This is a genomic window from Halorubrum tropicale (assembly GCF_001280455.1).
Classification (GTDB): domain Archaea; phylum Halobacteriota; class Halobacteria; order Halobacteriales; family Haloferacaceae; genus Halorubrum; species Halorubrum tropicale.
Genome location: NZ_LIST01000001.1, coordinates 554,156 through 579,935, shown reverse-complemented (window position 1 = coordinate 579,935; position 25,780 = coordinate 554,156). Strand labels below are relative to the sequence as shown.

Genomic DNA, 25,780 nt, shown 5'->3' with positions numbered 1-25,780 from the left:
GTTATCCCTGGTTGGATTCGGTGGAAACGTACCGGACCTCGGGGTCGAGGCGCGGCTGGTCGTTCGGCCGGATGGCCGGGCGGAACCGCAGCAGACGCTGGTCCGGTCCGGGCAGCGAGCCCTTGATGAGCGCGTACTCGCCGTCGACCTCGCCGTAGTTGACGAAGCCGCCGTCGACGGAGGCGTCCGACCCCTCGCCGAAGTCGATGAGGCGCTTGTTGAGCTCGGTGCGCTGGTGGTAGCCGGTCTGGCCCTGCTGGGGCACGGTGGAGCGGACGCGGGAGGGGTTCCACGGACCGAGGTTGCCGATCCGGCGCCGCCATCCCTGGCGGGCGTGTTTGCCCTTCCGCTTCTGAACGCCCCAGCGCTTGACGGGACCCTGCGTCCCCTTCCCCTTCGTGATGCCGGAGACATCGGTGTACTGCCCGGCGCGGAAGACGTCGCCGAACTCGTGGGCGCCGCCCTCGGCGACCAGGTCCAGCGCGAAGTCGGCGCGCTCCTCGAGGGAGCCGCCGCCGACGCGCGTCTCCATGACGTCGGGCTTCTTCTTGGGGACGTTCGAGAGCTCCGAGGGCGCCGTGTGCGTGATGACGCGCACGTCGTCGACGACGCCGTCGTCGAGCAGCGCGCGCAGCTCGTCGGCGTCCTCCTCGAAGGTGTCTTCCGCCGGCAGGTCGAGCGCGCGGTCGAGCTCCTCGTGGAACTCGGTCGCCCAGACCTCTTCGACCGGCTTCTGTCCGTACGGCGTGTCCTCGTAGGCTCGGACTGCGACGGCGTACATCGGCGGCGTCTCGACGACGGTGACGGGGACGGCCTCCTCCATCCCTTCACGCGGCGAGTTCGCCTCGTCGTTGACCATCATGACGTGGGTCATCCCGGCCTTGTAGCCGGCGAATCCCTGCAGCGCAGGGGCCCCGTCGTCGTCTGGCCACGAACGGATGCGCGGCACCTCGCTGTCTGCGCGGGTGCGCGGGCCGTAGCCCAGCGAGCCTTTTCGTGGTCGGCTTGGTTGTGGCATGTGTTTACTCCGTGAGTGTGAGCGAGCCGAGGGTCGCGAACAGAGCCTCCTCCGTCCGGACGACCTCGCTCGCTTGTGCCGGGATCGTGTTCAGCCAGAGGTCGAACCCCGGATCGGGTTCGACCGAGCGGCCGTCGGCGACGGCCGCCCGAATGCGGTCGGGCGAGAGCCCGAGCATCTCCGGAAGTCCCCGCTCGGGCGCGCCGAAGGCGACGGTGTAGCCGCCGGCCTCCCGCGCGTCCGAGACGAGGTCGCCGAGCCGCGAGACGGAGAGTTCCGCCCCGTGTCGCGACGTCGCGACGGCCAGTCCGTCGCCGGCGAGCGCTTCCGACAGGTCCGCGGCCACGACCTGGAAGCCGACCTCCGGCTTCCCGGTGATGCGGGCGCGGACCGGTTCTCTCGAAGAGACCCTGATGGTGACGCGCTCCCCGCGCTCGACCTCCATTCCGGAGGGGACGAGCAGGGAGATCGGGTGTTCCCGCAGCGGGGAATTGACCCGGACGCGGCCTTCAGGTCCGACCTCGGTCACGAGTCCCTGTGTTTTCGACTCTCCCCCGCTAGGGGTCGAGCCGGTCCGCCACGGCACGCGGAGCGGGGGAAGCACGCCGACGTACCGGAGCTCGTCGCGTTGCCCCCAGAGGTCCTTTCGGAGCTCCGGCGGCGTCGCGGCGTACCCCAGTACGGTGCGGACGTACTCCCCGCCCCGTCGACCCTCGCCTTCCCTGTCGGGGAAGACGGCGAGCCGATCCGCCCGGAACACCGCCGCCGCACGGGCGACGTAGCCGAGTTTGCGAGTCGCCTCGCGGTCGTCCTCGGCCTCCCGGACGAGCGAAGACGGAACACATATCGTGAGCCCGTCTTCGGTACGCATCGTGGCGAGACTGTACACCTCGATTTCAGACGGCACCGTAAAAGGATAGCGGTCCCGATTTCGGGCTGTGCCGCGTTCACACGGGGTTTGGCGCGGGATCTGGCCTCCGAATCGTGCCAACCGTCACCGCGGTGACCGGGGCCGATCCCGAACGACCCGAGCGGTCGAGGTCACGCCGGGACGATCCGGGCGACCGGCGCGTCGCCGGCGTCGACCGCGACGTAGAGGTGCCCGGTCTCGGGCTCGACCGCGACCGCGCGCATGCGCCACTCCCGGTCGTCGAGCAGCGGTTCGCGCTCGGTCACGACCGCGTCCTGTCCGTCGCCGTCGACGGTGAACCGCCCGAGGTACTGCGCCGCGAGCGTGCCCGCGAACAGGTCCCCGCGCCACTCTGGGAACGCGTCGCCGTCGTAGAAGACCGCGCCGCTCGGCGGGAAGCCCCCGGAACCGCACGGCCAGTAGTGGACCGGCGCGGTCACGCCGTCGCGCTCGCCGTGCCCCGGCGCGACCGGATCGTCGGTCCCGTACCGGCACGCCTCGCTGGTGACCGGCCAGCCGTAGTTGCCGCCGGCCTCGATCACGTTGATCTCGTCGCCGTCGCGCTCGCCGTGCTCGCACTGCCAGACCGCGCCCGTCTCGGGCCGCACCGCCATCGCCTGCGGGTTCCGGTGCCCGTAGCTGTACAGCGCGTCCGCGGCGTCCGCGTCGCCGGCGAAGGGGTTCTCGGGGTGGGGGTCGCCGTCGGGCGTCAGCCGCAGCGTCGCGCCCAGGTCGTTCGAGCGGTCCTGCGAGACGTGGTCCGGTCCGAAGTCGGTGTCGCGGCGGTCGCCGACGGTGACGAACAGCGCGCCGTCGGGGCCGAACGTCACCCGCGACCCGAAGTGGAGATCCGTGCCGCGGAACGGCTCGGCGACGAACAGCGCCTCGAACCCGTCGAGCGCGGGCGCGTCGCCGTCGAGCGAGAGCCGGCCGGCGCCGAGGTGAGTGGTCGCGCCCTCCGCGCCGTCGCCGGCCGGGCTGTCCGCGGCGCGCGCCGAGTACGTCAGGTACACGCGCGGGTCGGCGGGGTAGTCGGGGTGGACCGCGACGTCGAGCAGGCCGCCCTGTCCCGCCGCGAACACCTCGGGCGCGCCCGCGATCGACTCCATCGTCCCGTCAGCGGGGTCGACGAGCGAGAGCCGCCCCGGGCGCTCGGTGACGAGCAGGCGACCGTCGCCGGGCAGGAACGCGATCCCCCACGGGTTCTCGAACCCCTCGGCGACATGTTCGACGTCGTAGTCCACGTCGCCGCCGTCGTCCGGCGGAGGGTCCTCGTCGGGGGCGTCGCTCCCGTCGTCGTTGGGGTCGCTTCCGGTTCCGTCGCCGAGACAGCCCGAGAGCGTCGGGAGGGCGGCGGCGCCGGTGAGCCCGCCGGCCGCGCGGAGGGCGGTGCGTCTGTCGATGCGGTCGGAAGAGTCGGGCATCGTTCGAGTTCGGATCGACGTGGGGGCGCGACGCCGATGACCCTTCCGCCGGCGCTCGTTCGGAACCCTTATATCTCCGACCCGGGCTACGATCGGATGCGAAGCACGCACCGGTAGTGTAGTGGTATCACGCAACCTTGCCATGGTTGCAACCCGAGTTCAAATCTCGGCCGGTGCACTCCTTTCAGTCGTGCCCCGGCCTGACTCCCGCTCGCTGCGCTCGCGGGAGTCTCGGCCGGTGCATTTTGCGAACGAAGTGAGCAAAATCACCGAGAGAGATTTGAACGCTATCAGTAGCCAGTAACCGGACGACTGAGCGGTGGCGAACACTTCCAAAGCCCCAGCCGCGAGGCGGGCTGACTCTCGCTGCGCTCCTCGCTCGTTCACTCCGTTCACTCGCTGTGGTGCTTACGTCGCCTCAGCCCGCCTCGCGGCTGCCCCTTTGAGTCCGCCCCGCCTCGCACGGCAGCCGCACCTCGCGCCTCCCCAGCCTCGTCGGCCTCCCTCCGGTCGGCCGACTCCCTCGCACGCGCCGCTCGCGCCCGGCGGGCGCTCACGGGCGCGCGCCACGGCATCTTTTGATCGGGGAGCGTTCCCCGACCGGTAGTTTCAATCGGCGATCCGGCGAACCCCTGTCGCGTGACCGTTCCAACGATGACGCTCCCGAGCGGCGCGGAGCTACCGGCGCTCGGACTCGGCACGTACGACCTCGACGACGGCGAGACCGTCGACAGCGTCCGCGCGGCGCTCGACGCAGGCTACGGCCACATCGACACGGCCGAGGGGTACAAAAACGAGGAGGCCATCGGCGACGCCCTCGCGGCGAGCGGCGTCGACCGCGACGACGTGTTCCTCACCTCGAAGGTGCTCGCGAAGAACCTCAACTACGAGTCGGTGATCGCCTCGTGCGAGGCGTCGCTCGACCGCCTCGGGGTCGAGTACCTCGACCTGTACCTGATCCACTGGCCGAACCCCGCCATCTCGCTGCGCGAGACGCTCCGCGCGATGGCCGAGCTTCGCGACCGCGGGCTCGTCCGCGACATCGGCGTCTCGAACTTCAGCGCGTACCAGCTCAGCTGCGCGCACCACATCTCGGACGCCCCCATCGCGGTGAACCAGATCGAGTTCCACCCGTGGTTCCAGCGCCCGGACCTAGTCGAGTACTGCCGCGAGACCGACACCGTGGTCGAGGCGGCGGCGCCGCTCGCGCGGACGGACGTGTTCGGCGACGAGGTCGTCGCGGAACTGGCCGAGAAGTACGACAGGCATCCCGCGCAGGTCGTCGTGCGGTGGGCGATCGACCGCGGCGTCGTCCCGCTCCCGCGCTCGTCGACTCCCGAACACGTCCGGGCCAACGCCGAGATGGACTGGGAGCTGGACGACGCCGATCGGCGGCGGCTCGACGGGCGCGACCGGGATCGGCCGGTGTACGACACCCCGGCCCGTGACTGGACGAGCGACGTGTACGGGATCGAGCAGTAGCGGGCCCGAGGTTACGCCGCGTCGCCGAGCGCGACCGGCTCGCCCGTCTCGGCCGACTCGTAGACGGCGGCGAGCGCGCGGCTGTCGGTGAGCGCGTGCTCGCCGTCGGCGTGGAACGGCTCGCCCGCGAGCAGCTGGTGGCCGAAGTACGCGAACTCCGCTTCGATCTGGTGGACCTGGTCGAACTCCACGTCGACCCGGGTGCCGTCCCGGACGACGGCGAAGCCGCGGTCCTCGCGCTCGTAGAACGCCGGGTCCAAGATCAGTCTGGCGTCCGTGCCGGTGACCTCCAGCCGGCTCGCGTGCTGGGCGTTCTGACTCACCGAGCACTGCGCGTCGACGCCGCCGGGGAACTCCAGCCTGAAGGTCGCGTGCTCGTCGACGTCGGCGAACGCCGCGTGCTCCGAGCGCGTGCGGCCCGACACGCGAACCGGGTCCTCGCGGAGCGCGAACCGCGTCGTGTTGATCGGGTACACCCCCAGGTCCATGACCGCGCAGCCGCCGGAGCGGTCCGGGTCGAGCCGCCACTGGTCGTGGTCGCCGCCGAGCTCGCCGAGCATCGTCTGCGTCATCGTCGCGTGGACGCCGACCACGTCGCCCGCGACGCCCGCGTCGATGAGGTCTCGGAGCCGCCGGACGGCCGGATCCGTCTGCATCCGGTAGCCGACCATCAGCGGCACGTCGGCGTCGTGGCACGCCGCCACGAGCCGGCGCGCTCGCTCCGGCGTCGCCTCCAGCGGCTTCTCGCAGAGGACCGCCTTCCCCTGGTCGGCGGCGGCCTCGACGTACTCCAGGTGGGTCGCGTTCGGCGTCGCGACGTACACCGCGTCGTATGCGTCCGCGACCGCGCCGGCGCGGAACTCGTCGGGCGTCACGCCGGTCGCCTCGCGCTCGGCGGCGACCGCCTCGACGGCGGCGGCGTCGACGTCGGTGACGACGGTCGCCTCGGTGTACGCCGACCGCGCGATCCCCGGCAGCGCCCACTCCCGGGCGAACCAGCCGAGCCCGACGACCGCGACGCGGACCGGGTCGGTGACGGCGGCCGGGTCGAGCGTCTCCCAGTCCCGGCGCGTGAACTCGTCGAGGTACTCCGCGAAGGCGGCTTCCATGCCGACCCCTCGGCGCGGGGGCGTCAAATAACCACGGCGACGCCGTCCGCCGGCGGGCGTCCGGGCCCGCGCCGCTCACCACTCCCCGTCGTAGTCCACCCGCGGCCGCGCGGCGTCGACCCCGAGGTCGCGGAGCGCCCCGGTCGCGCGCTCGACGGGCGGGGGGTCGACGCGGTCGAGCGCGTCGTCGGCCGCCGCCGCGAACCGGACCATCCAGTCGCCGTTGACCACGACCGCCGCGCGGCGCGGGACGTCCGAGTGGCCCTCCCACGAGTCGGCGAGCAGGTCGTACGACTCGGCCGCGCCGCCGTGGAAGTCGGCGACGACCGGGAATGAGAGGTCGAACCGGTCGGCGTACGCGAACGCGGCGTACAGCGAGTCGCCGGTGAGCGCGACGACGGCGAGGTCGTCGCGGTCGTCCCAGCCCGCGTCGCGGACGGCGGCGAGCTCGGCCGTACACGTCGGGACGAACGTCGCGGGCGCGAACAGGAGCGCGACCGCGTCGTGCGCCTCGACGAGCCGGAACAGCGCGAGTTCGGCGGCGGCGCGGTCCGCGGAGCCGTCGCCGACCGCGTCCCGCCCGGCCGGTCCGACCGCGACCGCCGGCGCGGCGAAGTCGGGCGCGGTGGTCCCCTCGTCGATCACGTCACAGCACCGTCCCGTGTTTCTTGTCGGGCAGGTCCTTCCGAACGTCCTCGTAGAAGTCGAACCGCGCGGCCAACTCGGCGCGGAGGTCGGACGGGGGAACGATCTCGTCGATCACGACCTCGCTGGCCATCCGGTGGACGTCGATCCCCTCGCGGTACTCCTCGCGCAGGCGCCGTTCCTCGGCCGCGCGCTCCTCCGGATCGTCTATCTCGGCGAGCTTCCGAGCGTAGACGGCGTTGATCGCGGCCTCGGGACCCATGATCCCGATCTCGCCGGACGGGAGACCGATGACGCTCTCCGGGTCGTAAGCGGGCCCGCCCATCGCGTAGATCCCCGCGCCGTACGCCTTCCGGACCACGACGGTCTGCTTCGGCACCGTCGCCGAGGAGGTGGCGTAGATCATCTTCTTGCCCTTCTCTAAGATCGCGTCCTTCTCGACCTGCGAGCCGGCCATGAAGCCGGGCGTATCACAGAGGTACAGTATGGGGATCTCGTAGGCGTCGCAGGTCCAGATGAACTCGGCCGCCTTCTCGGCCGCGTCCGGGAAGATGGCGCCCGACCGCTCCGTCGGCTGGTTGGCGACGACGCCGACCGGCCGCCCGTCGATCCGGCAGAACGCCGTGACGATCTCCGGGCCGTACCCCTCCTTCAGCTCGAACACCGACTCGGCGTCGGCGATCCGGTCGAGGAGGTCGTGGGCGTCGTACGGCCGGTTCGGCGCCTCGGGGATCAGCTCGTCGATCCCGTCGGGCGAGTACTTCGGCGGCTTCGTCTCGCGCGTCGGGGGCTTCTCGCCGGCCCGGTCCGGGAGGTACCCGATCAGCTCGGCGACCAGCTCGCGGGCGTGCTCCTCGTCGCGCGCGATGAGGTCCGCGGAGCCGGACTCCTCGGCGTGGACGCGCGGGCCGCCGAGGTCGTCTAAGTCGATCTCCTCGCCGGTGACCATCTCGACCATCCGCGGGGAGGCGATCGCCATCGCGGACATCCCCTCGACCATCACGGTGAAGTCGGCGAAGACGGGGGTGTAGGCGGCACCGGCGATACACGGGCCGTAGAGGACGCAGATCTGCGGCACCGCGCCGGACAACATCGAGTGGTTGTAGTAGTACTTCCCGATCCCCTCGCGGTTGGCGAAGAAGCCGGTCTGCTGGTCGATCCGGCCGCCGGAGGAGTCCATCAGGTAGAGGACCGGGTTCCCCGTCTTCAGCGCGCGCTGTTGCATCCGGAGGAACTTCTCGACGCCCTTCGACGCCATCGACCCCGCCTTCACGGTGAAGTCGTTGGCCATGAAGTGCACGTCGCGGCCCTCGAACTCCGCGGCGCCCGTCAGCAGGCCGTCGCCGGGGAGGCGGTCGCCGCCCGCCTCGTTCCGCTCCCCGTCGTCGCCCGCGGGCGCGTCCGGGTGCCAGTCGTCGAAGGCGGCGAACTTCCCGTCCTCGAACGTCACGCCCGTCGGGTCGCCGTCGGCCGCGTCCGCGTCGCCGGCGCCGCGGGTCCCGCCCTCGCCGCCGAACCAGAGGTCGAGGCGGTCGCGGACGAACAGCTTCCCCTGCTCCGAGAGCCGGTCGCGGTACTTCTCCGGGCCGCCCTCGCGGATGTCGGCTATCTCGGCGCGGAGGTCGCGCTCGCGGTCGGTCGGCCCGAGGTCGTCGTCGAGCGGGTAGCTCGGTTCGGACGGCTCGGCGCTCGCGACCGGCGTCTCCCCGTCACCGACGTGGACGTCGACGTCGACGCCGAGGTGTTCGGCGAGCGACTTCGCTATCGCTTCGGCCTCCTCGGGGGTCGCCGCCGCGCCGACGTGGACTTTCATGGACGCAAGATTTGCGGTAGATCCTAAACAGTTTTCCATGCGAGATTCGGCCCGGACCGCCGGGACCGCCCGCGCGGAGCCGCCGCCTCGGTCGCCGTCCTAGTCGCCGACCGCCGCCTCTAGCCGGTCGATCAGCGCCTCGTTGCCGACGTACAGCGGCGTGCGCTGGTGGACCGCCTCGGGCTCGACGTCGAGGATCGAACCGGTCCCGTCCGAGGAGGCCCCCCCGGCGCGCTCGATGACGTAGGCGATGGGGTTCGCCTCGAACTGGAGGCGGAGCTTCCCCTCCGGCGCGCTCCGGAGCGCGGGGTACGCGAACACCCCGCCGTAGGTGAGCACCTGGTTCACGTCGCCGACCATCGCGCCGCCGTAGCGGAGCTTCAGGTCGTCCTCGACCGCCCGGGCGTACGCGCGGAAGTCGGCGGGCCAGTCGGGGACGCGCCCGCCGAACCCGTAGACGGTCGGCGTCGCCGGGAGCGTCAGGTCGCCCTCGACGACCGAGCGCTCGACCCCGTCGCCGTCGGGCGCGCGCTCGACGACCTCCTCGCGGACGCCCGCCTCGTCGGCGACGACCATCGTCGTGATCGGCCCGTAGAGGACGTAGCCGGCCGCGACGAGGTCTCGGCCGCGCGCGGGCAGCGGGGCGTCGTACACCCCGACGACGGTCCCCATCGCGTTGTTCGACCGCAGGTTCGACGAGCCGTCGAGGGGGTCGATCGCCACGGCGTAGGCGTCGTCCGGCCCGCCCCCGACCGGGCCGCCCGCGTCGACCGCCTCCTCGCGCTCCTCGCTGACGAACGAGCCGACGCCGTCTATCGCGGTGAACGCGTCGCCGAGCAGCTCGTCGGCGTACAGGTCGCCCGCCAGCACCGACTCGCCGGAGGCGTTCTCCATCCCGCTCTCGACGCGCCGGCCGGGGAGCGCGGCGCGGATCTCGGGCGCGGTCGCCGCGACCGCGTCGAAGACGGCCGCGACGGTCGGGTCGGAGGAGGCCATCAGTCGTCGCTCTCGGCGATCGCCAGCGCCTCGGCCGGGTCGACCTCGTCGAAGATCACGGCCTCCAGCGCGTCGAGGATGCGCTCGGGCTCGTCGCGCTGGAAGACGTTGCGGCCGACGGCGATGCCGGTGGCGCCCGCGTCGATGGCGTTCGAGACGTTCCGGAGGAACGCCTCGTCGTCGCGCATCGTCCCGCCGGACATCACCACGTCGGCCGGCCCGGCCATCTCGACGGCGTCGCCCATCGCCTCGGCGGAGCCGGGGTACTTCACCTTCACCACGTCGGCGCCGAGCTCCAGGCCGAGCCGCGCGCCGTACGAGATGACGTCCGGGCTCCCGTCGTTGCGGAGCCCCTGTCCGCGCGGGTACGACCACATGACGACGGCCATGTCGTGTGCGCGGGCGCCCTCCTGGGCCTCGCGGAACTCCTCGGCCATCTCGACCTCGTGGTTCGACCCGCCGTAGACGGTGAACCCGACCGCGTCGGCGCCCAGCTCGGCCGCGTACTCCGCCGTACAGTTGACCGCGCTGTCCGGCTCGCCCATCCAGAGGTTCGAGGTCCCGTTGAGCTTCAACAGGAGGTTCACCTCGTCCTCGTAGTGGGGGTAGTACGCCTCCGCGAGCCCCTTCTGGACGGCCAGCGAGGTGACCGCCTCGTGGGTGGCGAGCTCGAAGACCCGCTCCGGGTCCGCCGTGTCCGGGTTCGGCTCGAAGTCGACCGGCCCGTGTTCGAGCCCGTGGTCGTACGCGAGGATGAGCGACTTGCCGTCGCGCGAGATGTCGTCGGCGGCGTGAGGAAGCATCGGGCTAATCATACGCACACATATATAAAAAGGACGGTGGTGAACGGCGACCGTTCCGTCGAGAGAGTGGCTAAAATGAGGCCGCTACTGCCCCTTCGCGTGGATATTAGATAACAATAACACTACGGGAATAGTAAATTTCTGGCCGTCATGAACGGTGTCTGAAACTCTTCGCAGCGGATCGCGGGCGGGGTGAGTCAGTGTTGGGCGTCGCGCGCCGCTGCGTGCCAGCGGTTGACACGGTCAGGGTCGAGCGCTAACACGTCGGCGACGCGGTCGGGATCCGCCGCTGCGAGGCTCCGGACGGAGTTGATCCCGGCGTCCGCCAGTAAGTCGACCGCGTTCCCGTCGGCGGCGACCGCCGAGAGCGTCGACAGCGGCGTCGGCGCTGACCGCTTGCGCCACGCCGCCTCGGCCGCGGCGGGGTCACCGCTTCCGTCGGCCGCCGCGGCGTCGTCGAGCGCGTCGTCGTCGTTCGGGGGAGCGTCGGCAGCGCCACCGACCGACGGCCAGTCGCCGGTTGCCTCCCAGTCGCCCGTAGTCGAGTCCGCACCGTCGCCCGCGTCGTCCGGTTCGGGGTCGACCGGTTCGGAGCCGTCGGACGCCCAGTCGCCGGCGCTGGCGGCCACCCAAGCCGCTTCCTCGCTGCCGAGTCCGCGGACCTGCGATGAGCGGCGGTCGAGTCCGTCGCCGGCCTCGAACGACCACGACAGGGAGTGCTCGCGACGGATCTTCGCCGCGACGCCGGGGTTCACGCCGGCGTCGACGAGGCCGCGGTACGAGACGCCTTTCTCTCGGAGTGTGGCGGCGGTCAGGTCGGCATCCGAGAGAACCCTCTCTGTCGCCGGCCCGATCCACTTGAGGTCGACGAGTTCTTCGCGCCCGCGGTCCGCGGCCTCGTCGTCCATCTCGATTTAAACTTAGCGGACGTTCTTAAGAATCTTCCCCCGACGACGACGCTGAATGATAATTAGCGGGACCGTAACGCGTCCGTGACGTGTCGCCGCGGCCGGGACGCGGAGCCGCGTCGCCTCCGCAATACTTACGATCCGCGCGGGGGTTGGACATGGCATGCCGTCACTCTCTGAGGTCGAAGCGATCGGTGTCGTGGGGGCCGGGACGATGGGCAACGGGATCGCGCAGGTCGCGGCGACCGCGGGCTACGACGTGGTGATGCGCGACGTGGAGGCGGAGTACGTCGAGCGCGGCCTCGACAGCGTGGAGGACAGCCTCGACCGGCTGGCCGCGAAGGACGCGCTCGACGAGGAGCCGGACGCGATCCGCGACCGAATCACCGGCACGACCGACCTCGACGACCTCGCGGCCGCCGACCTCGTTATCGAGGCCGTGATCGAGGACCTCGACGTGAAACGCGACGTGTTCGGCGACCTCGACCGCGTCACCGACGACGGCGTCGTCCTCGCGACGAACACCTCCACGCTGTCTATCACCACCATCGCGAGCGCGACCGACCGCGCGAGCGACGTGGTCGGCCTCCACTTCATGAACCCCGTCCCGATCATGGACGGCGTCGAGGTCGTCGTCGGCGAACACACCGACCCCGCGGTCGTCGACTTCGCGCACGCCTTCGCCGAGGACCTCGGCAAGGAGACGTGGGAGGCCGACGACAAGCCCGGCTTCGTCACCAACCGGATCCTGATGCCGTGGATCAACGAGGGGATCCGCGCGTACGACGAGGGGGTCGCCGACAAGGCCGACATCGACCGCGGGATGAAGCTCGGCACGAACGTCCCGATGGGCCCGCTCGAACTCGCCGACCACATCGGCCTCGACGTGGCGCTCGACGCCAGCGAGACGCTCCACGACGAGCTCGGCGACCGCTACAAGCCGGCGTATCTCCTCAAGCGCAAGGTCGAGGCGGGCGACCTCGGCAAGAAGACCGGCCGCGGCTTCTACGAGTACGAGTAGTCGGATATCGGTTCCCGGAGGGCGCTACGCGCCCTTCGCGCCGCCGTCGCGGTCGTCGTCGGCCGTCCACCGGCGCGCGCCGGGCAGCAGCCCGACGAGCTTCGTCACGTAGCCGAACCGGAAGAGTCCGAGCTGCGAGAGCGTCCCGAGGGCGAACACCGCGAGGAACGCGGGCGCGGAGAGGTCGAAGAGGAGGGGCTCGACGGTCGTCTCCGCGGCGGCGGTCTCGAAGCTCGCCGGCGTCAGCGACCGCGAGGCGAACGCCGCGCCGATGAGCGCCGTCGAGACCACGAGCGTCGTCCGCGTGAGGACGAACCCGAACAGCGCGCCGACCGCGACGCCGGCCAGCGTCGCGCCGCCGAGCAGCACCGTCCCCTCGAGCCCCGCGGCGTCGGCCGCGTAGAACGGACCCACCGCGAACCGCCCGGCGAACCCGCCGACCACGGCGCCGATTCCCAGCACCGCGAACGAGAGCCCGGCGTACGCGAGGAAGCCGCCGAGGAGGCCGCCGATCCCGACCGCGCCGGCGGTCAGGACCGCGCCGTCGACCGCGACGAGCCCGACCACGTTCGGCGCGAACAGGTAGCCGGCGCCGGCGCCGACGAGCAGCCCCGTCAGCGTCACCGCGTAGACGGAGACCGCCGCGCCGACGAACGCGAGCGCCAGCCCCGCGAGGACCAGACCGCCGGTGAGTGGGGTGAGCATGTCCGTGAAGTGGCGCGCGCTGGTACTTAAATTGTCGTAGCCGCGGCGACGGGAAGCGCGCGACCCGAGCCGCGACCCGCCGTCACCGCGAGCGGCTCGCGGTCTGTCGATCGAGGTAGCGCGTGTAGCCGCCGACCGCCAGGCCGAAGCCGACGACGAGCAGGACGAACCCGAGGAGGCGGCTCGTCCCGACGGTCATCACCGTCAGGACGACGCCGAACAGCAGCGCGAACACGCCGGCGACGACGACGCCGACGTCGAGCAGCGGGGAGGGCTGGATGGTCCGGCAGTGGGGGCAGATCCGCGCGTCGGCCGGGATCGGCTCGCGGCAGTCGACGCAGCGGAGGCGATCGCTCGACACGCGGGGCGGTTCGGCCGGGACCGACTAAAACCGCTGGGGGTCGCCCCGGCGCTCGCTCAGTCCACCCTCTCCCCGCTCAGTCCGCGCCCGGCGCGGCGCTCGGCTCGTCGCCGACGTCGAGCGTCTCCTCGACCTGCGTGAACACCGCGACGAGGCCGAGCGCGGCGGCCGCGGCCCCGACCGCGAACGGGACGACGAAGCCGAAGCCGTAGAGCCAGCCGGAGGCGAGGGGCCCCAGGGCGACGCCGAAGCCGAAGCCCATGGTGAGCACGGAGAGGGTCGTCCCCGACTCGCCCTCGCGGGCGAGGTCACCGGCGAGCGCGAGCGACGGCGCGAACACGCACGCGACCGCGATCCCCTGCCCGAGGCGGACGAGCATCATCAGCGCCGGCTCCGTCACGATCCCCTGGAGGAGGGTGGTCGGGACGAGGAGGACGAACCCGGCGAGCAGGAACGGCCGGCGGCCGATCCGGTCGCTGGCGCGTCCCACCGGGACCTGGAAGATCACGTTGGCGATCGTCACGGCCGCGAACTGGGCGCCGAACCAGATCGGCGCCTGGTCCAAGCGGACGTTCACCTGGTTCTGGAGCGTCGCGAACAGCGCGATACACGCGCCCATGGCGACGGTCGCGAGCCCCAGCGTGAACACGGGGTCGAGCAGGCGGTCCTCGCCGCGGACCCGGATCGACACGTCGTCGCCCGCCTCGGCCTCGACGTCGGCGTCGCGGACGAGGAAGAACACGAGCGTGAAGCTGAGGTACGCCCCGGCGCAGGCCGCGACGAACGCCGCGTCGAAGCCGTCGAGGACCGGGAGCCCGACCGCCGAGAGGTCGTACGGCCCGGCCTCGACGACGGCGCCCGCGAGGACGGGCCCGAAGCCGAAGCCGATGAGGCGGAAGGTGTTGTACACGCCGAAGTTCCCGCCGCGGTCGGTGTCGCTCGCGGCGTACTCGTTCACGAGGGCGACCGTCGCGGGGATGATGAGCGCCGCGCCGAGCCCCTGGACCGCGCGCAGCGCGACCAGCACGGGATAGCTCGTCGCGACCGTGTACAGCCCGCTCGCGGTCCCGAGGAGGAGGATACCGGCGAGGACGAAGGGGCGTCTCCTGCCGACCCGGTCCGACAGCCGCCCGGTGAACGGCTGCGAGAGGCTGTTGAGGAAGCCGAAAAGCGAGAGGACGATGCCGATGAGCAGCGGCTCGGTCAGCGTGACCGCGGCGGCGCCGACCCCGATCTCCGCGCCGAGGAGCCCCTCGATGTCGACCACGTCGCTCGTGATGTACAGCGGGAGGACGACGATGAGGAAGGAGTTCCCGGCCGCGCCGACCATCCGCGCGAGCGCCAGCACGATCACGCGCCGGTCGGTCTCGGCGATGTCGGTGAGCGACCCCATTCACTCCGAGTTCGGAACGGAGGATAAAGGCGCTTGTGAACGGGGGGAGTCGATCCGCTTTCGGGCGGGTCGGCGGCCGCCCGGGGCGGAGTGGCGGGGCAGAGGGCCGGACAGCGCTCAGGCCGTCGCGGGCGTCCGCTTGTCGACCCCGCGGACCTCGAACCGCGCGCCGCCGTCCGCGCCGGTCGTCGCGTCGACGGTCCAGCCGTGCGCGGTGGCGATCTCCTGGACGATCGCGAGTCCGAACCCGGTGTTTCCCCCGGAGTCGCTCTCGCCGGGCTCGAAGAGGGAGTCGGCGACGGCGGAGTCGATCCCCGGCCCGTCGTCCTCGACGTAGAAGCCGTCGGAGAGGTCGCCGACGCGGATCGAGACGTCCCCGCCGACGTGGTCGACCGCGTTGCGAATCAGGTTCTCGAAGAGGTTCCGGAGCCGGTCGGGGTCGGCGAGCACCTCGCGCTCCGTCTCGACGGAGAGCGTCGCGTCGGCGGTGTCGACGGTCGACCAGCTGTCGGCGACGACGTCCGCGAGGTCGACGTGTTCCGGGTCGCCGACCGTCTCCCCATCCCGCGCGAGGGTGAGCGTGCGCTCGACGATCGACTCCATCCGTTCGAGCGCGTCGAGCGCGGCGTCGAGGTTCGCGGCGTCGTCCGACACCTCGCGGGCCAGCTCGACGCGCCCCTGCGCGACGTTGAGGGGGTTCCGAAGGTCGTGCGAGACGATGCTCGCGAAGGAGTCGAGCCGGTCGTTCTGCCGTTCGAGCGCCGCCTCGCGCTCCTTGAACTCCGTGATGTCCTCCTGGAAGCCGACCCAGTGAGTCACGGTACCGTCCGCGTCGCTGATCGGGGCGATGCTCACGCGGTTCCAGAACTCCGTCCCGTCCTTCCGGTAGTTCAACAGCTCGACGCTCGTCGACTCCTCGGCGTCGATCGCCTCGCGGAGCTCCTGAACCGACGCTTCCTCGGTGTCCGGCCCCTGGAGGAACCGGCAGTTGACCCCGATCGACTCCTCGCGGTCGTACCCCGTCATCTCGACGAAGCGGTCGTTGACGTACACCATCGGGTTGTCCTCCTGTTCGGGGTCCGTGATGGTGATCCCGACGGGCGCCTCGTCGAGCGCGCGGGTCTTCGTCTCCAGCTCCTCGCGGCGCTCGCGCTCGTCGGACACGTCGCGGAGGATGCCGACGCTGCCGTCGAACGACTCGCCCGCGTACGGGAGCGCCGCCATGTGGTCCCGGCAGGGGATCGGCTCGCCCTCCTTGGGGACGATGTCGACGCCGAAGTGCTGGACGTCGGGCCCGTCGGACGAGAGGATCGTTCCGAGCCGGTCTTCCGCCTCCTGAACCGCGGCGTCGTCCTTGATGAACCCGGGCGTCTCGCCGATGATCTCCTCGCGGTCGTACCCGGTGAGCTCGGCGAACGGCTCGTTGACGAACCGGAACTCGCCGGTCTCGTCGACGACGTAGACCGGGTAGCCGAGCGCCTCGATGACCGTCGAGTAGCGGTCGGCGATCTCCTTCGTCCGGTGCTCCTCGACCGCCTGGTCGACGCGGTTCGCGAGCCGGCGGAGCTGCTCGGGACCGCCCTTCTGGAAGTAGCCGGTGACGCCGGCGTTGAGCGCCTGGCTCGCGATCTCTTCGCTCCCCTTGCCGGTGTACAACACGAAGGGGACCTTCTGGTGGCGATCGCGGAGGGCGTCGAAGAACTCCAGCCCGTCCATCGCGGGCATGTCGTAGTCGCTGACGACGCAGTCGAAGGCGCCCTCGCCGAGTCGGTCTAACGCCTCCTCCGGGTCGGTCACGCTCGTCACCGAGACCGCGTCGAGCTCGCGCTCGAAGTACGCCTCCGTGAGGTCGAGGACCGAGGGGTCGTCGTCGACGTGTAGCACGTCGATCGCTCCGGGCATACGCGACGTTAGGGACGTGCGTAATAAACGACTACCGCCCCGGCTATCGGATCTGGATCCGGGCCCGCTCAGGCGGGGGCGGCGTCCACTTCCGGCGCGCGTGGCTGATTCTTAAGTCCGCGGAGCGCGGAGCCGAACGCGATGACCGGCGGGACGCCCGTCGCCGGGGAGACGCTCCCGGGCGCCGGCGACGACGGGGACGACGGCGCGGACCGCGTCGTCTGTCACGTCGACATGGACTGCTTTTACGCCTCCTGCGAGCGGCTGCGGCACCCCGACCTCGCGGGCGAGCCCGTCGTGGTCGGGATGGGGTACGAGCCGGGCGAGTCGATCGGCGCGGTCGCGACCGCGAGCTACGAGGCCCGCGCGTTCGGCGTCGACAGCGCGATGCCGATCTCGGAGGCCCTGGAGCTGCTTCCCCGTCGCGCCGACGCCGACCCCGACGACCCGGACGCGCCGGACCCGGCCGAGACCGGCCGGTACCTCCCCGTCGACCTCGACTTCTACGAGGAGGTCGCGAGCGAGGTGAAGGCGGTGCTCCGCGACTGCGCCGACACCCGCCGCGAGGTGAGCATCGACGAGGCGTACCTCGACGTCACCGACCGGACCTCGTGGGCGGTCGCGGGCGACGACCCGGACGACCCGCCGCCGAGCGGCGCCGCGGGGCCGAGCGAGGCGCGGACGCTCGCCGAGGGGTACGCCCGCCACGTGAAAGACCGGATCGAGCGCGAGGCGGGCGTGCCGGCGAGCGTCGGCGTCGCGCCGAACATGTCGGCCGCGAAGGTCGCCAGCGACGCCGACAAGCCCGACGGCCTCGTCGTCGTACCGCCGGGGTCGGTCGCCGAGTTCCTCGCGCCGCTGCCGACGGCCGACGTCCACGGCGTCGGTCCCGTGACCGAGGAGACGCTGGCGGACCTCGGGATCGAGACCGCGGGCGACCTCGCGGCCGCCGACCGCGACCGCCTCGCCGAGGAACTCGGCGAGCGCGGCCCGGAACTCTCCCGGCGCGCCGCGGGCGACGACGACCGCGAGGTGACGCCGACCGGCCTCCCGAAGAGCCTCTCGCGCGAGTCGGCGCTGCCGACGACCGCCGACGAGGCGACGAAGCGCGAGACCGTGACGGCGCTCGCCGCGGACGTGGCCCGCCGCGCCCGCGAGCGCGGCTGCCTCTACCGCACCATCGGGATCAAGGCGGTCGAGCCCCCCTTCGACGTGAACACCCGAGCGCGGAGCCTCCCCGGGCCCGTCGACGACCCGGACCTCGTCGAGGAGGTGGCGCTCGACCTCCTCGGCGAGTTCGACGAGACGCGGGTCCGCAAGCTGGGCGTCCGCGTCTCCAAGCTCGACTTCGCTGAGACCGATCAGGCGACGCTCGGCGGGTTCGAGGCGGCGGGGGACGACGGCGACCGCGAGCGCCGGGGCGGGCGCGAGCGCCGGGGCGACTCCGAGCGACGGAGCGGTCGCGAGCGCGGCGGGGCGGGCGACGGCGGCAAGCTCACCGACTGGGTCGACGGCCCGCCGGACCGGGGCGACGGGGAGGAGCCGACCGCCGAGCGCGACCGCCGAGACGCCGACGAGGGACAGGCGTCGCTCGGCGACTGGGGCTGAGCGCCCCGAGCGACCGCCGCCGGCGCGCTAAGGTTTTTCGGCCGCGACGGAGATCGGTCGCGCATGCCCACCCCGCGCGCGCTCCTCTTCGGCTCCGACCGCGACCGCCCGCGACCCGACCCGCGGCTCGCCGCGCCGCCGCTTTGTTTCGCGCTCGTCTTCGTCGCCTACGCGGTCGGCGTCTTCGAGGTCGCGGGCGGAGTGATCCTCGTCGCCGGGGACGCGACCGCCGTCGGCCTGCTCGCGGCCGCGGCGCTCGCGGTCCGGCGGAGCGGACTGGTCGCCTCGTGGGCGGCCGCCGTCGCCGCGCTCCTCGGCCACCGCGTCGACCACTACCTGCTGGGGCTCTCCGGGCGCTCGCTCGGCGAGCGGGTCGTCGCCCTCCTCGCGGTCGACGGCCTCACCGTGATCGGGGCCGCCGCGCTCGCGGCGGGCACCCTCGGCTGGGCCGCCGGGACGGCGGGCCGCCTCGTCGTCGGGCGCGTCCGAGGCGCGTGACGGGCGGCGGGAGCGCGCGTCCGGGGCGCGCGACGGAGCCCGAGTCGGTGCGTCCGGGACCGCGCGACGGCCGGGTATTTACGCGCCGAGCGACGACCGCGACCATGGACGACCCCGACGACCTCGCGTGGGAGACGCTCGGCTCGGCCGTCGACTACACCTGCCCCGGCTTCGACGTGCGGCGCGACGAGGTGCGGTTCCCGGACGGCGAGACCGACGGGTTCCACTACGTCGACGAGCCGCCGGCGGTCGTGGTGCTGCCGCTGACGCCCGACGGCGACGCCGTCGTCATCGACGAGTGGCGGCAGGCCGTCGGGCGCGTGAACCGCGGAATCCCCGCGGGGACGATGGAGCCCGAAGACGGAGACGGGGGCGCGGACGGCGGCGTCACCGACGAGGCGGTGGAGCGCGCCGCGGCCCGCGAGCTGGCCGAGGAGACCGGGTACGAGGCCGACTCGTTCGAGCGGCTGACGACCGTCGAGCCGACGAACGGGATGGCGAACGCGGTTCACCACCACGTGCTGGCGACCGGCTGCGAGCCGACCGCCGACCGCGACCTGGACCACAACGAGTCGATCTCGGTCGAGACGGTGCCGTACGACGACCTGCTCGCCGCGGTCGTCGACGACGGGCTGCGCGACGGCCGGGCCGTCACCGCGGTGCTGTGGTACGAGCTGCTCCGCCGGTGACCGGCGCGCGGACGCCGGAGGAGCGACCGTCCGCGACGCTTCCGACACGGACAACCATTTTGCCGAGCGCCGCCTACTCCGGGCGATGACAGATCCCTCCAGCCGCGACGCGTCCCCGGACGGCGGGGTTCACGACGAGTTCGACGACGTCGACCCCGACCCCGTCGCCGACGACGCGGGCGGCCCGGGGGACGCCGGCGGGTCGCCGGCCGTCGCGGTCGCGACCGCCCTGCTTCTCGGCGTCCTCGGCCCCGTGATCGCGCTCGCGAGCGGCGTCGCGGTCTTCGCGATCGACGCCGCGGCCGGCGGGCTCTCGCTGGTCGCGAGCGTCGTGCTCACGCTGATACTCGGCCAGTACGTCGCCTTCGGCGGGCTCGCGGTGGGGTACCTCGCGTGGCGCGGCCTCGACCGGCGTGGGATCGTCTCGTACCTCGGCGTCCGGGTGCCGAGCCTCAAGGAGCTCGGGATCGTCCTCGGCAGCTGGGTCGTAATCTTAATCTTGGTCCTCGTGGTCTCGACTATCGTCCAGCTGCTCGGGACGGAGACGGCTGCGAACCAGAGCGCGGAGCTGGCGATGGGGAACCCGGCGATCATCCCGCTGTTCGTCGCCGCGTCGTTCCTCGTCATCGGCCCCTGCGAGGAGATCCTCTACCGCGGCGTCGTCCAGGGGCGGCTCCGCGAGTCGCTGCCGGCGGCGCCGTCGATCCTGCTCTCGGCCGCCATCTTCGCGACCATCCACGTGATGGCGCTGACCGGCGGGCTCTCGGCCCGGCTCACGACCGTCGCCATCCTGTTCGTGCCGAGCCTCGTGTTCGGCGCGGTGTACGAGTACACGGAGAACCTCGTGGTCCCGGCGCTGCTCCACGGCCTCCACAACGCCGTGATCTTCACCGTCCTCTACGTCACGGTCACGCAGATGGACCCGAGCGACCTGCCGGCGGCGCTCGGGTTCCTCCCCGTCTGAGCCGCGGTCGAGCGAGCCGGCTCAGTACAGGTCCCCGAGATCCTCCTCGACGTGCGAGTGCTCTTCGGCCGGGAACTCGCCGCTCGTCACGGCCTCCCGGTACGCCTCGACGGCGCCGACCATCTCGCCGCGCACGTCGCCGAACTGCTTCGCGAACGGCGGCGACCACTCGCCGAGGCCGACCGCGTCGTTGATCACGAGCACCTGCCCGTCGCAGTCGGAGCCCGCACCGATGCCGATCGTCGGGATGTCGAGCGCCTCGGTCACCGCGCCCGCGAGGTTCGCGGGGACGTGCTCCAACACGAGCGCGAACGCCCCCGCGTCGGCGTGCCCGCCCGCCAGCTCGATTATCTCCTCGGCGGCGTCCTGCTCGGTCCCCTGCCGGGTGTAGCCGCCGAGCCGGTTCACGTGCTGGGGCGTCAGGCCGAGGTGCGCCATCACCGGGATCCCGACCTCGGTCATCCGGCGGGTCGTCTCGACGGTGTGGGGGCCGCTCTCGATCTTCACCGCGTCCGCGTTCGCCTCCTTCAGCAGGCGGCCGGCGTTCCGGACCGACTCGGCCTCGTCGACGCCGAAGGAGAGGAACGGCATGTCGGCGACGACGAGGGCGTCGTCGGTCGCGCGCGCGACCGCCGCGGTGCGGCTCGCGACCTCGTCGAACGTCACGGGGAGCGTGGAGTCGTAGCCCAGGGCGGCGTTGCCCATGCTGTCACCGACGAGGACGACGTCGATCCCGGCCTCGTCGACGATCGCCGCCGTCGGGGCGTCGTAGGCGGTGAGCATCGTGATCGGATCCTCGGCGTCCCGGAGTCCCCGCGTCGTGGTCATGCCTCGGAGTCGGCCGCGCACCGCCCTAAAATCGTCGGGAACCGGACAGCGAGTCGGCCGCGCCGTCGCCGCCGGACGCGTCGGCGCCCCGACCGACCGCCACCGATTTGCCGCTCCGCCGCCGAGCCCGTGGCGTGCAACCAGTCGAGCGGGCCGAGTACGAGGGGATCGACTACGCGTGGGTGATGCAGACGACGTTCGTCGTCACCATCCTCGTCGGCGCCCCCGTCGTGGCCCTGCTGTCGACGACCGTCGCGCTGGAGTCGTGGGGCGCGCGGGCCGCGTTCGCGGTCCGGGTCGGCGCCCCCATCTGGTTCGTCACCGCGGTCGCCGTCGCGGTGTACGCGAGGCGGAACGACGCCGGCGACGGCGGATCGGCCGACGACGACGCCGAGCCCGAAGCAGGCGACGACGACACCGAGCCCGAAGCAGGCGGCGACGACGCCGGGCCCGAAGCAGGCAGTGAGGACGGCGAAACGGAAGAGAGAGATGACGACGGCGAGACTGGGTGAGTCGGGGCGACGCGCGCCGGCCCCGCGGTGCGACGATCCGTGCCGCTACTCGGCGAGCAAGTCCGCGGCCCACGCGAAGTCGACGCCGCCCCGCTCGGCGGCGACCGCGTCCCGCCGCGAGTCGCCGACGAACAGCGCGTCCTCCGGGGCGGCGCCGAGCCGGTCGATCGCCGCGAGCAGGGACGCCGGGTCCGGCTTGTGGCTCCCGACGGTGTCGCGGCCGACGACGGCGTCCCCGGCGATCGCGTCGGCGATCCCGTGCGTCTCGACCGCGATCCGACACGCCTCCTCGCAGTTGAGCGAGCAGACGCCGGCGCTGGGCGGCGAGCCGACCGCGCCCTCCGGGCCGCCGGCCGCGAGCCGGTCGCCGAGCGGGAGCCGGGTCGACTCGCGGGCGCCGGCGCGCTCGTGGAGCGCGATCGCCTCCTCGACGGCCTCCCGGATCCCGTAGTCGTCGGCCGCGCCGAGTAACCCCCACAGCTCCTCGGTCGGAGGGATCAGCGCGCGCTCGGCGTACACGTCGAGGACCGCCTCCGCGACCGCGTCCCAGTCGACCGCGAGCTCGACGAGCGTGCCGTCGAGGTCGTAGACGACCGCGTCGTAGCCGGCGAGCCGCGAGTCGACCGCGCTCACTCCCCGAACACCCCGCGGGCGATGATCGTCTTCTGGATCTCGGTCGTCCCCTCGTATATCTCGGTGATCTTCGCGTCGCGGTAGAGGCGCTCGACGTCGAACTCGGTCGTGTAGCCGTAGCCGCCGTGGATCTGGACCGCCTCGTTCGTCACCGACATCGCGGCCTCGCTCGCGCGGTACTTCGCCTTCGAGGCGGCGACGCGGTAGTCCTCGCCCGCCTCCGCCTGCCGGCAGGCCTCGCGGACGAGCAGCCGCGCGGCCGACACGTCGGTCGACATCTCCGCGAGCTTGTGCCGGATCGTCTGAATGTCGCCGATCGGGCGGTCGAACTGCTCGCGCTCCTCGGCGTACGACTTCGCCTCGTCGAGCGCGGCCTGCGCGACGCCGACCGCCTGCGCCGCGATGCCGATCCGCCCCTCTGTGAGCGTCCGGAAGGCCGCGGAGAGCCCCTTCCCCGGCTCGGTGAGCCGGTTCTCGGCGGGGATCCGGCAGTCGTCGAAGGTGATCCCGGTCGTGTCCGAGGCGCGGAGCCCCAGCTTTTCCTCCTTCTTGCCGACCTCGAACCCGTCGGCGTCGGCGGGAACGAGGAACTGCGTGACGGCGTCGTCGTCGGAGTCGCGCTCGTCGTCGACGACCTTGGCGAAGACGACCGCGACCCCGCCCCGCTTCCCGTTCGTGATCCACTGCTTCTCGCCGTTCAGCGCGTACTCGTCGGCCTCGGGATCGTACGTCGCGGTCGTCGACATCTGCGCCGGGTTCGACCCCGCGTGCGGCTCGGAGAGGCAGAACATCCCGACCGGGCGGCCCGTCTCCGCCATCTCCGGGAGCCACGCCTCGCGCTGCGCCTCCGTGCCGAACTCGGCGATACAGGAGGTCGCGAGGCAGTGGACGGACAGCGCGGTGGCGACCGCGAGCGACCCGTGCGCCAGCGCCTCGTTGGCGACCGCGTAGGTCGTCTCGTCGGCGCCGAAGCCGCCGTACTCCTCCGGGACGGTGAGGCCGGTCAGGCCCAGCTCCGCGAGCCCGTCCCACACCTCCTCCGGGAACGTCTCCGTCTCGTCCGCCTCGGCCGCGGTCGGGCGGACCTCCTCGGCCGCGAACTCCGCGACGAGGTCGCGGACGGCCGCCTGCTCGTCGGTGAGCGCCGATCCGACGCGTGCTCCGGTCATGTCACCGACTTCGGTCCCTCACCGAAAAAGGTGCGCGATCGGCGGGGGGTCCGGCCGTGGGAGGCGGGCGGCCGCCGCCGACCGCTACGCCCCCGCGTCGCGCGCCTCCCAGAGCGGGTACAGCTCGTCTCGCGGCGGTTCGGCGAGGGGCTCGCCGTCGATCCGGACGGTCCCCGCGGCCGGCTCGTCGGCGGGGGACTCGACGCGACCGATCGCGGCCCCCTCGATCCCGGCCGCGTCGAGCGCGTCGAGCGCCTCGTCGACGCGCTCCGGCGGGACGGCCGCCAGCAGCGCGCCGGAGCCGAACGTCGCGAGCGGGTCGACGCCGAGCGCGTCACAGCAGGCCCGCGTCTCGGGCCGGACCGGGACGGAATCGCGGTCGACGGCGAAGACGGCCTCGCTCGCGGCCGCCGCTTCGACGAGCGCGGTCGCCACGCCGCCCTCGGTCGGGTCGTGGAGCGCGGTCGCGGCGTCGCGGACCGCCGCCGCGTCGGACACGACGCTCACCTCGCCGAGGAACTCCGCGGCCGCGTCGAGCGTGGCGGGCGGGACGCCCGCCTCGCGGCACGCCTCGCGGAAGTCGGTCGCGAGGATCGCGGTCGCCTCGATCCCCGCGCCCTTCGTGAGCAGGAGCCGGTCGCCGGGCTCGGCGCCCCCGCTCGACACGAAGCGGTCCGTCGTCCCCATCGCCGTCATCGCGCAGAGCGGGCGGGCGAGCGCGTCGAGCACCTCGGTGTGGCCCCCGACGACCGCGCAGCCGAGGTCGCGCGCCGTCGCGTCGACCTGGTCGACGACCGCCCGAAGCCGGTCTGGGTCGTCGTCCGGCAGGAACAGCGTGTGCGTGAGCCACCGGGGGTCCGCGCCGCTCGCGGCGACGTCGTTACAGGCGACGTGGACGGCGAGCGTCCCGACCGACTCCGCGGCCAGCGAGAGGGGGTCGGCCGCGACGACGAGCGTCTCGCCGGCGCCGGTCAGGTCGATCGCGGCCGCGTCCTCGCCGTAGGCGGGGCCCTGCGCGACTGCGGGGTCGTCGGCGCCGGTCGCCGCGAGCGCCGCCGCCAGCGCCTCGGGGCCCAGTTTGCCGGTCATCGCTCGCGGAGCCACGCCGCGACGGCCTCGGGATCGGCGTCGAGCCCGCCGCCCTGCGCGAACGTCGGGCCGCCCCCGCCGCCCCCGCCGAACTCGTCGGTGACGGCGCCGACGGCGTCGCCCGCGTCGACCGCGTCGCCGTCGGCCGCGACCACGACGAAGGGGGCGTCGCCGGTCCCGACCGCGGCGAGGGCGTCGAGGTCGTCGGCCGCGACCGCCGCCGTCGCCGGCTCGCGGAGCTCGTTCGGGTCGGCGTCGTCGACGGTCCCGACCGCCCAGCGCGCGCCGCCGACGTCGGCGGTCGGGAACTCGCGCAGGCGCGTCGCGAGCAGTTCCTCGCGGGCGTCTCGGAGCTCCGCCTCCAGCCGGTCCGCCTCGTCGCGGAGGCGGGAAACGGCGTCGGGGAGCTCGCCGACACGCGCGTCGAGCGCCGTCGCGGCGTCGAGCGCGGCGGCGTGGACCGCGCCGAGTTCGTCTATCGCCGTGGGCCCGACCGCGAACTCGACGCGGGTCACGCCCTCGCCGGGGTTCGACCGCTCCAGCACCGCGATCGGCCCGATCTCCGACGTGTTCGCGACGTGCGTGCCGCCGCAGGCGGCGACGTCCCACGGGTCGTCGGCCTCGCCGACCGTCACGACCCGGACCGCGTCGCCGCCGCTCATCGCGCCCTCCTCGGTCTTGGTGTTGAACGCGATGCCGTCGACGTCGCGGGCCTCGTCGGCCGAGTGCGTCGCCCACGAGACGGGCAGCGAGTCCCAGACGGCGCGGTTGGCGAGCCGCTCTAACTCGATCAGGTCGCCGTCGCCCAGCGGCTCGGCGGTCGTCAGGTCGACGCGGACCTTCGTCTCGGAGATGTCGAACCCGGCGTAGCCGAGGTCGTCGGCGACCCGGCGCGCCGCCCCGTACAGCACGTGCGAGGCGGTGTGCGCTCGGGCGCAGTAGGTGCGGAAGGCGTCGTCGATCAGGCCCGTGACCTCGTCGCCGGGCGCGAGGGCGGCGTCCGCGTCGGGGTCGAGCGCGTGGACGACCGCTCCGTCCCGCTCGACCACGTCGTCGACGAGGTGGCCGTCGAGCGTTCCCCTGTCTGCCGGCTGGCCGCCCGACGCCGGGTAGAAGTACGTCTCGTCGAGGACGACCTCGCGGCCGTCGACGGACTCGACCGTCGCTTCGAACTCCCGGACCGTCGGCTCGGCCGGCGCGCGTGACGCGGTCATTGCCGGGTCGTGGGGGCGGTCGGATAAATAGGTGGCCGCCGAGGAATTGCTTATAAGTGAACGAGGCGGTGCGGCGGCGCGTGCCT

25 protein-coding genes and 1 tRNA gene are annotated in these 25,780 nt (G+C 72.6%); 8 read left to right on the top strand and 18 right to left on the bottom strand.

Translation table 11 applies throughout. The features are described from left to right. Nucleotide 1 precedes the first annotated feature (1 nt). The 3 genes from AMR74_RS02670 to AMR74_RS02660 all read right to left on the bottom strand — a co-directional run bounded on the left by AMR74_RS02670 (nt 2) and on the right by AMR74_RS02660 (nt 3,352). Nucleotides 2–1,018 carry a 50S ribosomal protein L3 gene (locus AMR74_RS02670; RefSeq protein WP_053770513.1) on the bottom strand — a complete coding sequence of 339 codons (1,017 nt, stop codon included), beginning with the start codon at nt 1,016–1,018 and terminating at the stop codon, nt 2–4. 4 nt (nt 1,019–1,022) lie between these two features. Then, nucleotides 1,023–1,889, bottom strand: a complete 867-nt coding sequence (locus AMR74_RS02665; protein WP_053770982.1) for a putative RNA uridine N3 methyltransferase — start codon at nt 1,887–1,889, stop codon at nt 1,023–1,025. A 170-nt stretch (nt 1,890–2,059) separates the two neighbouring features. After that, nucleotides 2,060–3,352, bottom strand: coding sequence for a PQQ-dependent sugar dehydrogenase (locus tag AMR74_RS02660; RefSeq protein WP_053770512.1), 1,293 nt, complete (start codon nt 3,350–3,352; stop codon nt 2,060–2,062). 107 nt (nt 3,353–3,459) lie between these two features. Between AMR74_RS02660 and AMR74_RS02655 the strand changes: the two genes are divergently transcribed. Both AMR74_RS02655 and AMR74_RS02650 read left to right on the top strand, forming a co-directional pair. Then, a tRNA-Gly gene (locus AMR74_RS02655) sits at nt 3,460–3,530 on the top strand. Between the two features lie 461 nt (nt 3,531–3,991). Continuing rightward, entirely contained in the window at nt 3,992–4,834 is an 843-nt protein-coding gene (locus AMR74_RS02650; RefSeq protein ID WP_053770511.1) for an aldo/keto reductase, read from the top strand. Between the two features lie 11 nt (nt 4,835–4,845). Here AMR74_RS02650 and gfo6 read toward each other — a convergent pair whose 3' ends face one another. From gfo6 to AMR74_RS02620, 6 genes are all read right to left on the bottom strand, one after another. Then, the gene (gene gfo6, locus AMR74_RS02645) at nt 4,846–5,943 is read right to left on the bottom strand and encodes a D-xylose 1-dehydrogenase Gfo6 (protein ID WP_053770510.1); all 1,098 of its coding nucleotides are present in this window, start codon (nt 5,941–5,943) and stop codon (nt 4,846–4,848) included. 75 nt (nt 5,944–6,018) lie between these two features. Beyond that, nucleotides 6,019–6,588, bottom strand: a complete 570-nt coding sequence (locus AMR74_RS02640) for a redoxin domain-containing protein (protein ID WP_053770509.1) — start codon at nt 6,586–6,588, stop codon at nt 6,019–6,021. 1 nt (nt 6,589) lies between these two features. After that, nucleotides 6,590–8,401, bottom strand: a complete 1,812-nt coding sequence (locus AMR74_RS02635; protein WP_053770508.1) for an acyl-CoA carboxylase subunit beta — start codon at nt 8,399–8,401, stop codon at nt 6,590–6,592. 99 nt (nt 8,402–8,500) lie between these two features. After that, on the bottom strand, nt 8,501–9,397 hold the full coding sequence (locus tag AMR74_RS02630) for a class 1 fructose-bisphosphatase (protein WP_053770507.1): 897 nt from the start codon (nt 9,395–9,397) through the stop codon (nt 8,501–8,503). Beyond that, nucleotides 9,397–10,200, bottom strand: a complete 804-nt coding sequence (locus AMR74_RS02625) for a class I fructose-bisphosphate aldolase (protein WP_053770506.1) — start codon at nt 10,198–10,200, stop codon at nt 9,397–9,399. Before AMR74_RS02625 ends, AMR74_RS02630 begins: the two co-directional genes overlap by 1 nt. A gap of 197 nt (nt 10,201–10,397) precedes the next feature. Further along, nucleotides 10,398–11,108, bottom strand: coding sequence for a helix-hairpin-helix domain-containing protein (locus tag AMR74_RS02620; RefSeq protein WP_053770505.1), 711 nt, complete (start codon nt 11,106–11,108; stop codon nt 10,398–10,400). A 163-nt stretch (nt 11,109–11,271) separates the two neighbouring features. Here AMR74_RS02620 and AMR74_RS02615 point away from each other — a divergent pair, with 163 nt between their 5' ends. Then, complete coding sequence (locus tag AMR74_RS02615; RefSeq protein WP_053770504.1) at nt 11,272–12,129, top strand: 3-hydroxyacyl-CoA dehydrogenase family protein; 858 nt, start codon at nt 11,272–11,274, stop codon at nt 12,127–12,129. A 24-nt stretch (nt 12,130–12,153) separates the two neighbouring features. Here AMR74_RS02615 and AMR74_RS02610 read toward each other — a convergent pair whose 3' ends face one another. From AMR74_RS02610 to AMR74_RS02595, 4 genes are all read right to left on the bottom strand, one after another. Continuing rightward, nucleotides 12,154–12,834 (bottom strand): hypothetical protein, encoded by a 681-nt coding sequence (locus AMR74_RS02610; RefSeq protein WP_053770503.1) that lies wholly within the window; start codon nt 12,832–12,834, stop codon nt 12,154–12,156. A gap of 82 nt (nt 12,835–12,916) precedes the next feature. Further along, nucleotides 12,917–13,195, bottom strand: a complete 279-nt coding sequence (locus AMR74_RS02605; RefSeq protein WP_053770502.1) for a zinc ribbon domain-containing protein — start codon at nt 13,193–13,195, stop codon at nt 12,917–12,919. Between the two features lie 76 nt (nt 13,196–13,271). Beyond that, nucleotides 13,272–14,588, bottom strand: a complete 1,317-nt coding sequence (locus AMR74_RS02600; protein WP_053770501.1) for an MFS transporter — start codon at nt 14,586–14,588, stop codon at nt 13,272–13,274. Between the two features lie 117 nt (nt 14,589–14,705). Beyond that, complete coding sequence (locus tag AMR74_RS02595) at nt 14,706–16,490, bottom strand: PAS domain S-box protein (protein WP_053770500.1); 1,785 nt, start codon at nt 16,488–16,490, stop codon at nt 14,706–14,708. A gap of 141 nt (nt 16,491–16,631) precedes the next feature. Between AMR74_RS02595 and AMR74_RS02590 the strand changes: the two genes are divergently transcribed. The 4 genes from AMR74_RS02590 (at nt 16,632) to AMR74_RS02575 (ending at nt 20,249) form a co-directional block, all read left to right on the top strand. Then, nucleotides 16,632–18,098: a Y-family DNA polymerase gene (locus AMR74_RS02590; protein ID WP_053770499.1), complete on the top strand. Its 1,467-nt coding sequence runs from the start codon at nt 16,632–16,634 to the stop codon at nt 18,096–18,098. Nucleotides 18,099–18,161: 63 nt separating this feature from the next. Further along, the gene (locus tag AMR74_RS02585; protein ID WP_053770498.1) at nt 18,162–18,596 is read left to right on the top strand and encodes a hypothetical protein; all 435 of its coding nucleotides are present in this window, start codon (nt 18,162–18,164) and stop codon (nt 18,594–18,596) included. A gap of 104 nt (nt 18,597–18,700) precedes the next feature. Continuing rightward, the gene (locus tag AMR74_RS02580) at nt 18,701–19,285 is read left to right on the top strand and encodes an NUDIX hydrolase (protein WP_053770497.1); all 585 of its coding nucleotides are present in this window, start codon (nt 18,701–18,703) and stop codon (nt 19,283–19,285) included. Between the two features lie 85 nt (nt 19,286–19,370). Then, complete coding sequence (locus AMR74_RS02575) at nt 19,371–20,249, top strand: CPBP family intramembrane glutamic endopeptidase (protein ID WP_053770496.1); 879 nt, start codon at nt 19,371–19,373, stop codon at nt 20,247–20,249. A gap of 21 nt (nt 20,250–20,270) precedes the next feature. Here the strand turns inward: AMR74_RS02575 and panB are convergent, their stop codons facing one another. After that, nucleotides 20,271–21,077: a 3-methyl-2-oxobutanoate hydroxymethyltransferase gene (gene panB / locus AMR74_RS02570; protein ID WP_053770495.1), complete on the bottom strand. Its 807-nt coding sequence runs from the start codon at nt 21,075–21,077 to the stop codon at nt 20,271–20,273. 134 nt (nt 21,078–21,211) lie between these two features. On the opposite strand from panB, the gene AMR74_RS02565 reads away from it, so the two are divergent. Continuing rightward, on the top strand, nt 21,212–21,589 hold the full coding sequence (locus AMR74_RS02565; protein WP_053770494.1) for a DUF5822 domain-containing protein: 378 nt from the start codon (nt 21,212–21,214) through the stop codon (nt 21,587–21,589). A 45-nt stretch (nt 21,590–21,634) separates the two neighbouring features. Here AMR74_RS02565 and AMR74_RS02560 read toward each other — a convergent pair whose 3' ends face one another. The 4 genes from AMR74_RS02560 to AMR74_RS02545 all read right to left on the bottom strand — a co-directional run bounded on the left by AMR74_RS02560 (nt 21,635) and on the right by AMR74_RS02545 (nt 25,694). Further along, nucleotides 21,635–22,222, bottom strand: coding sequence for an HAD family hydrolase (locus tag AMR74_RS02560; protein ID WP_053770493.1), 588 nt, complete (start codon nt 22,220–22,222; stop codon nt 21,635–21,637). Further along, nucleotides 22,219–23,391 carry an acyl-CoA dehydrogenase family protein gene (locus AMR74_RS02555; protein ID WP_053770492.1) on the bottom strand — a complete coding sequence of 391 codons (1,173 nt, stop codon included), beginning with the start codon at nt 23,389–23,391 and terminating at the stop codon, nt 22,219–22,221. The genes AMR74_RS02560 and AMR74_RS02555 overlap by 4 nt, the downstream gene beginning before the upstream one ends. A gap of 84 nt (nt 23,392–23,475) precedes the next feature. Then, entirely contained in the window at nt 23,476–24,480 is a 1,005-nt protein-coding gene (locus AMR74_RS02550) for an AIR synthase-related protein (protein ID WP_053770981.1), read from the bottom strand. Then, entirely contained in the window at nt 24,477–25,694 is a 1,218-nt protein-coding gene (locus AMR74_RS02545) for a serine-tRNA(Ala) deacylase AlaX (RefSeq protein WP_053770491.1), read from the bottom strand. The genes AMR74_RS02550 and AMR74_RS02545 overlap by 4 nt, the downstream gene beginning before the upstream one ends. Nucleotides 25,695–25,780: the final 86 nt, after the last annotated feature.

Excerpts from the sequence above, each read along its gene's own strand:
- AMR74_RS02620 (WP_053770505.1), bottom strand. The coding sequence starts at position 11,108 with ATGGACGACGAGGCCGCGGACCGCGGGCGCGAAGAACTCGTCGACCTC.
- AMR74_RS02585 (WP_053770498.1), top strand. The coding sequence starts at position 18,162 with ATGCCCACCCCGCGCGCGCTCCTCTTCGGCTCCGACCGCGACCGCCCG.
- AMR74_RS02545 (WP_053770491.1), bottom strand. The coding sequence starts at position 25,694 with ATGACCGCGTCACGCGCGCCGGCCGAGCCGACGGTCCGGGAGTTCGAA.
- AMR74_RS02600 (WP_053770501.1), bottom strand. The coding sequence starts at position 14,588 with ATGGGGTCGCTCACCGACATCGCCGAGACCGACCGGCGCGTGATCGTG.
- AMR74_RS02555 (WP_053770492.1), bottom strand. The coding sequence starts at position 23,391 with ATGACCGGAGCACGCGTCGGATCGGCGCTCACCGACGAGCAGGCGGCC.
- AMR74_RS02580 (WP_053770497.1), top strand. The coding sequence starts at position 18,701 with ATGGACGACCCCGACGACCTCGCGTGGGAGACGCTCGGCTCGGCCGTC.
- gfo6 (WP_053770510.1), bottom strand. The coding sequence starts at position 5,943 with ATGGAAGCCGCCTTCGCGGAGTACCTCGACGAGTTCACGCGCCGGGAC.
- AMR74_RS02615 (WP_053770504.1), top strand. The coding sequence starts at position 11,272 with ATGCCGTCACTCTCTGAGGTCGAAGCGATCGGTGTCGTGGGGGCCGGG.
- AMR74_RS02635 (WP_053770508.1), bottom strand. The coding sequence starts at position 8,401 with ATGAAAGTCCACGTCGGCGCGGCGGCGACCCCCGAGGAGGCCGAAGCG.
- panB (WP_053770495.1), bottom strand. The coding sequence starts at position 21,077 with ATGACCACGACGCGGGGACTCCGGGACGCCGAGGATCCGATCACGATG.
- AMR74_RS02630 (WP_053770507.1), bottom strand. The coding sequence starts at position 9,397 with ATGGCCTCCTCCGACCCGACCGTCGCGGCCGTCTTCGACGCGGTCGCG.
- AMR74_RS02660 (WP_053770512.1), bottom strand. The coding sequence starts at position 3,352 with ATGCCCGACTCTTCCGACCGCATCGACAGACGCACCGCCCTCCGCGCG.
- AMR74_RS02665 (WP_053770982.1), bottom strand. The coding sequence starts at position 1,889 with ATGCGTACCGAAGACGGGCTCACGATATGTGTTCCGTCTTCGCTCGTC.
- AMR74_RS02670 (WP_053770513.1), bottom strand. The coding sequence starts at position 1,018 with ATGCCACAACCAAGCCGACCACGAAAAGGCTCGCTGGGCTACGGCCCG.
- AMR74_RS02610 (WP_053770503.1), bottom strand. The coding sequence starts at position 12,834 with ATGCTCACCCCACTCACCGGCGGTCTGGTCCTCGCGGGGCTGGCGCTC.
- AMR74_RS02625 (WP_053770506.1), bottom strand. The coding sequence starts at position 10,200 with ATGCTTCCTCACGCCGCCGACGACATCTCGCGCGACGGCAAGTCGCTC.
- AMR74_RS02590 (WP_053770499.1), top strand. The coding sequence starts at position 16,632 with ATGACCGGCGGGACGCCCGTCGCCGGGGAGACGCTCCCGGGCGCCGGC.
- AMR74_RS02575 (WP_053770496.1), top strand. The coding sequence starts at position 19,371 with ATGACAGATCCCTCCAGCCGCGACGCGTCCCCGGACGGCGGGGTTCAC.
- AMR74_RS02595 (WP_053770500.1), bottom strand. The coding sequence starts at position 16,490 with ATGCCCGGAGCGATCGACGTGCTACACGTCGACGACGACCCCTCGGTC.
- AMR74_RS02550 (WP_053770981.1), bottom strand. The coding sequence starts at position 24,480 with ATGACCGGCAAACTGGGCCCCGAGGCGCTGGCGGCGGCGCTCGCGGCG.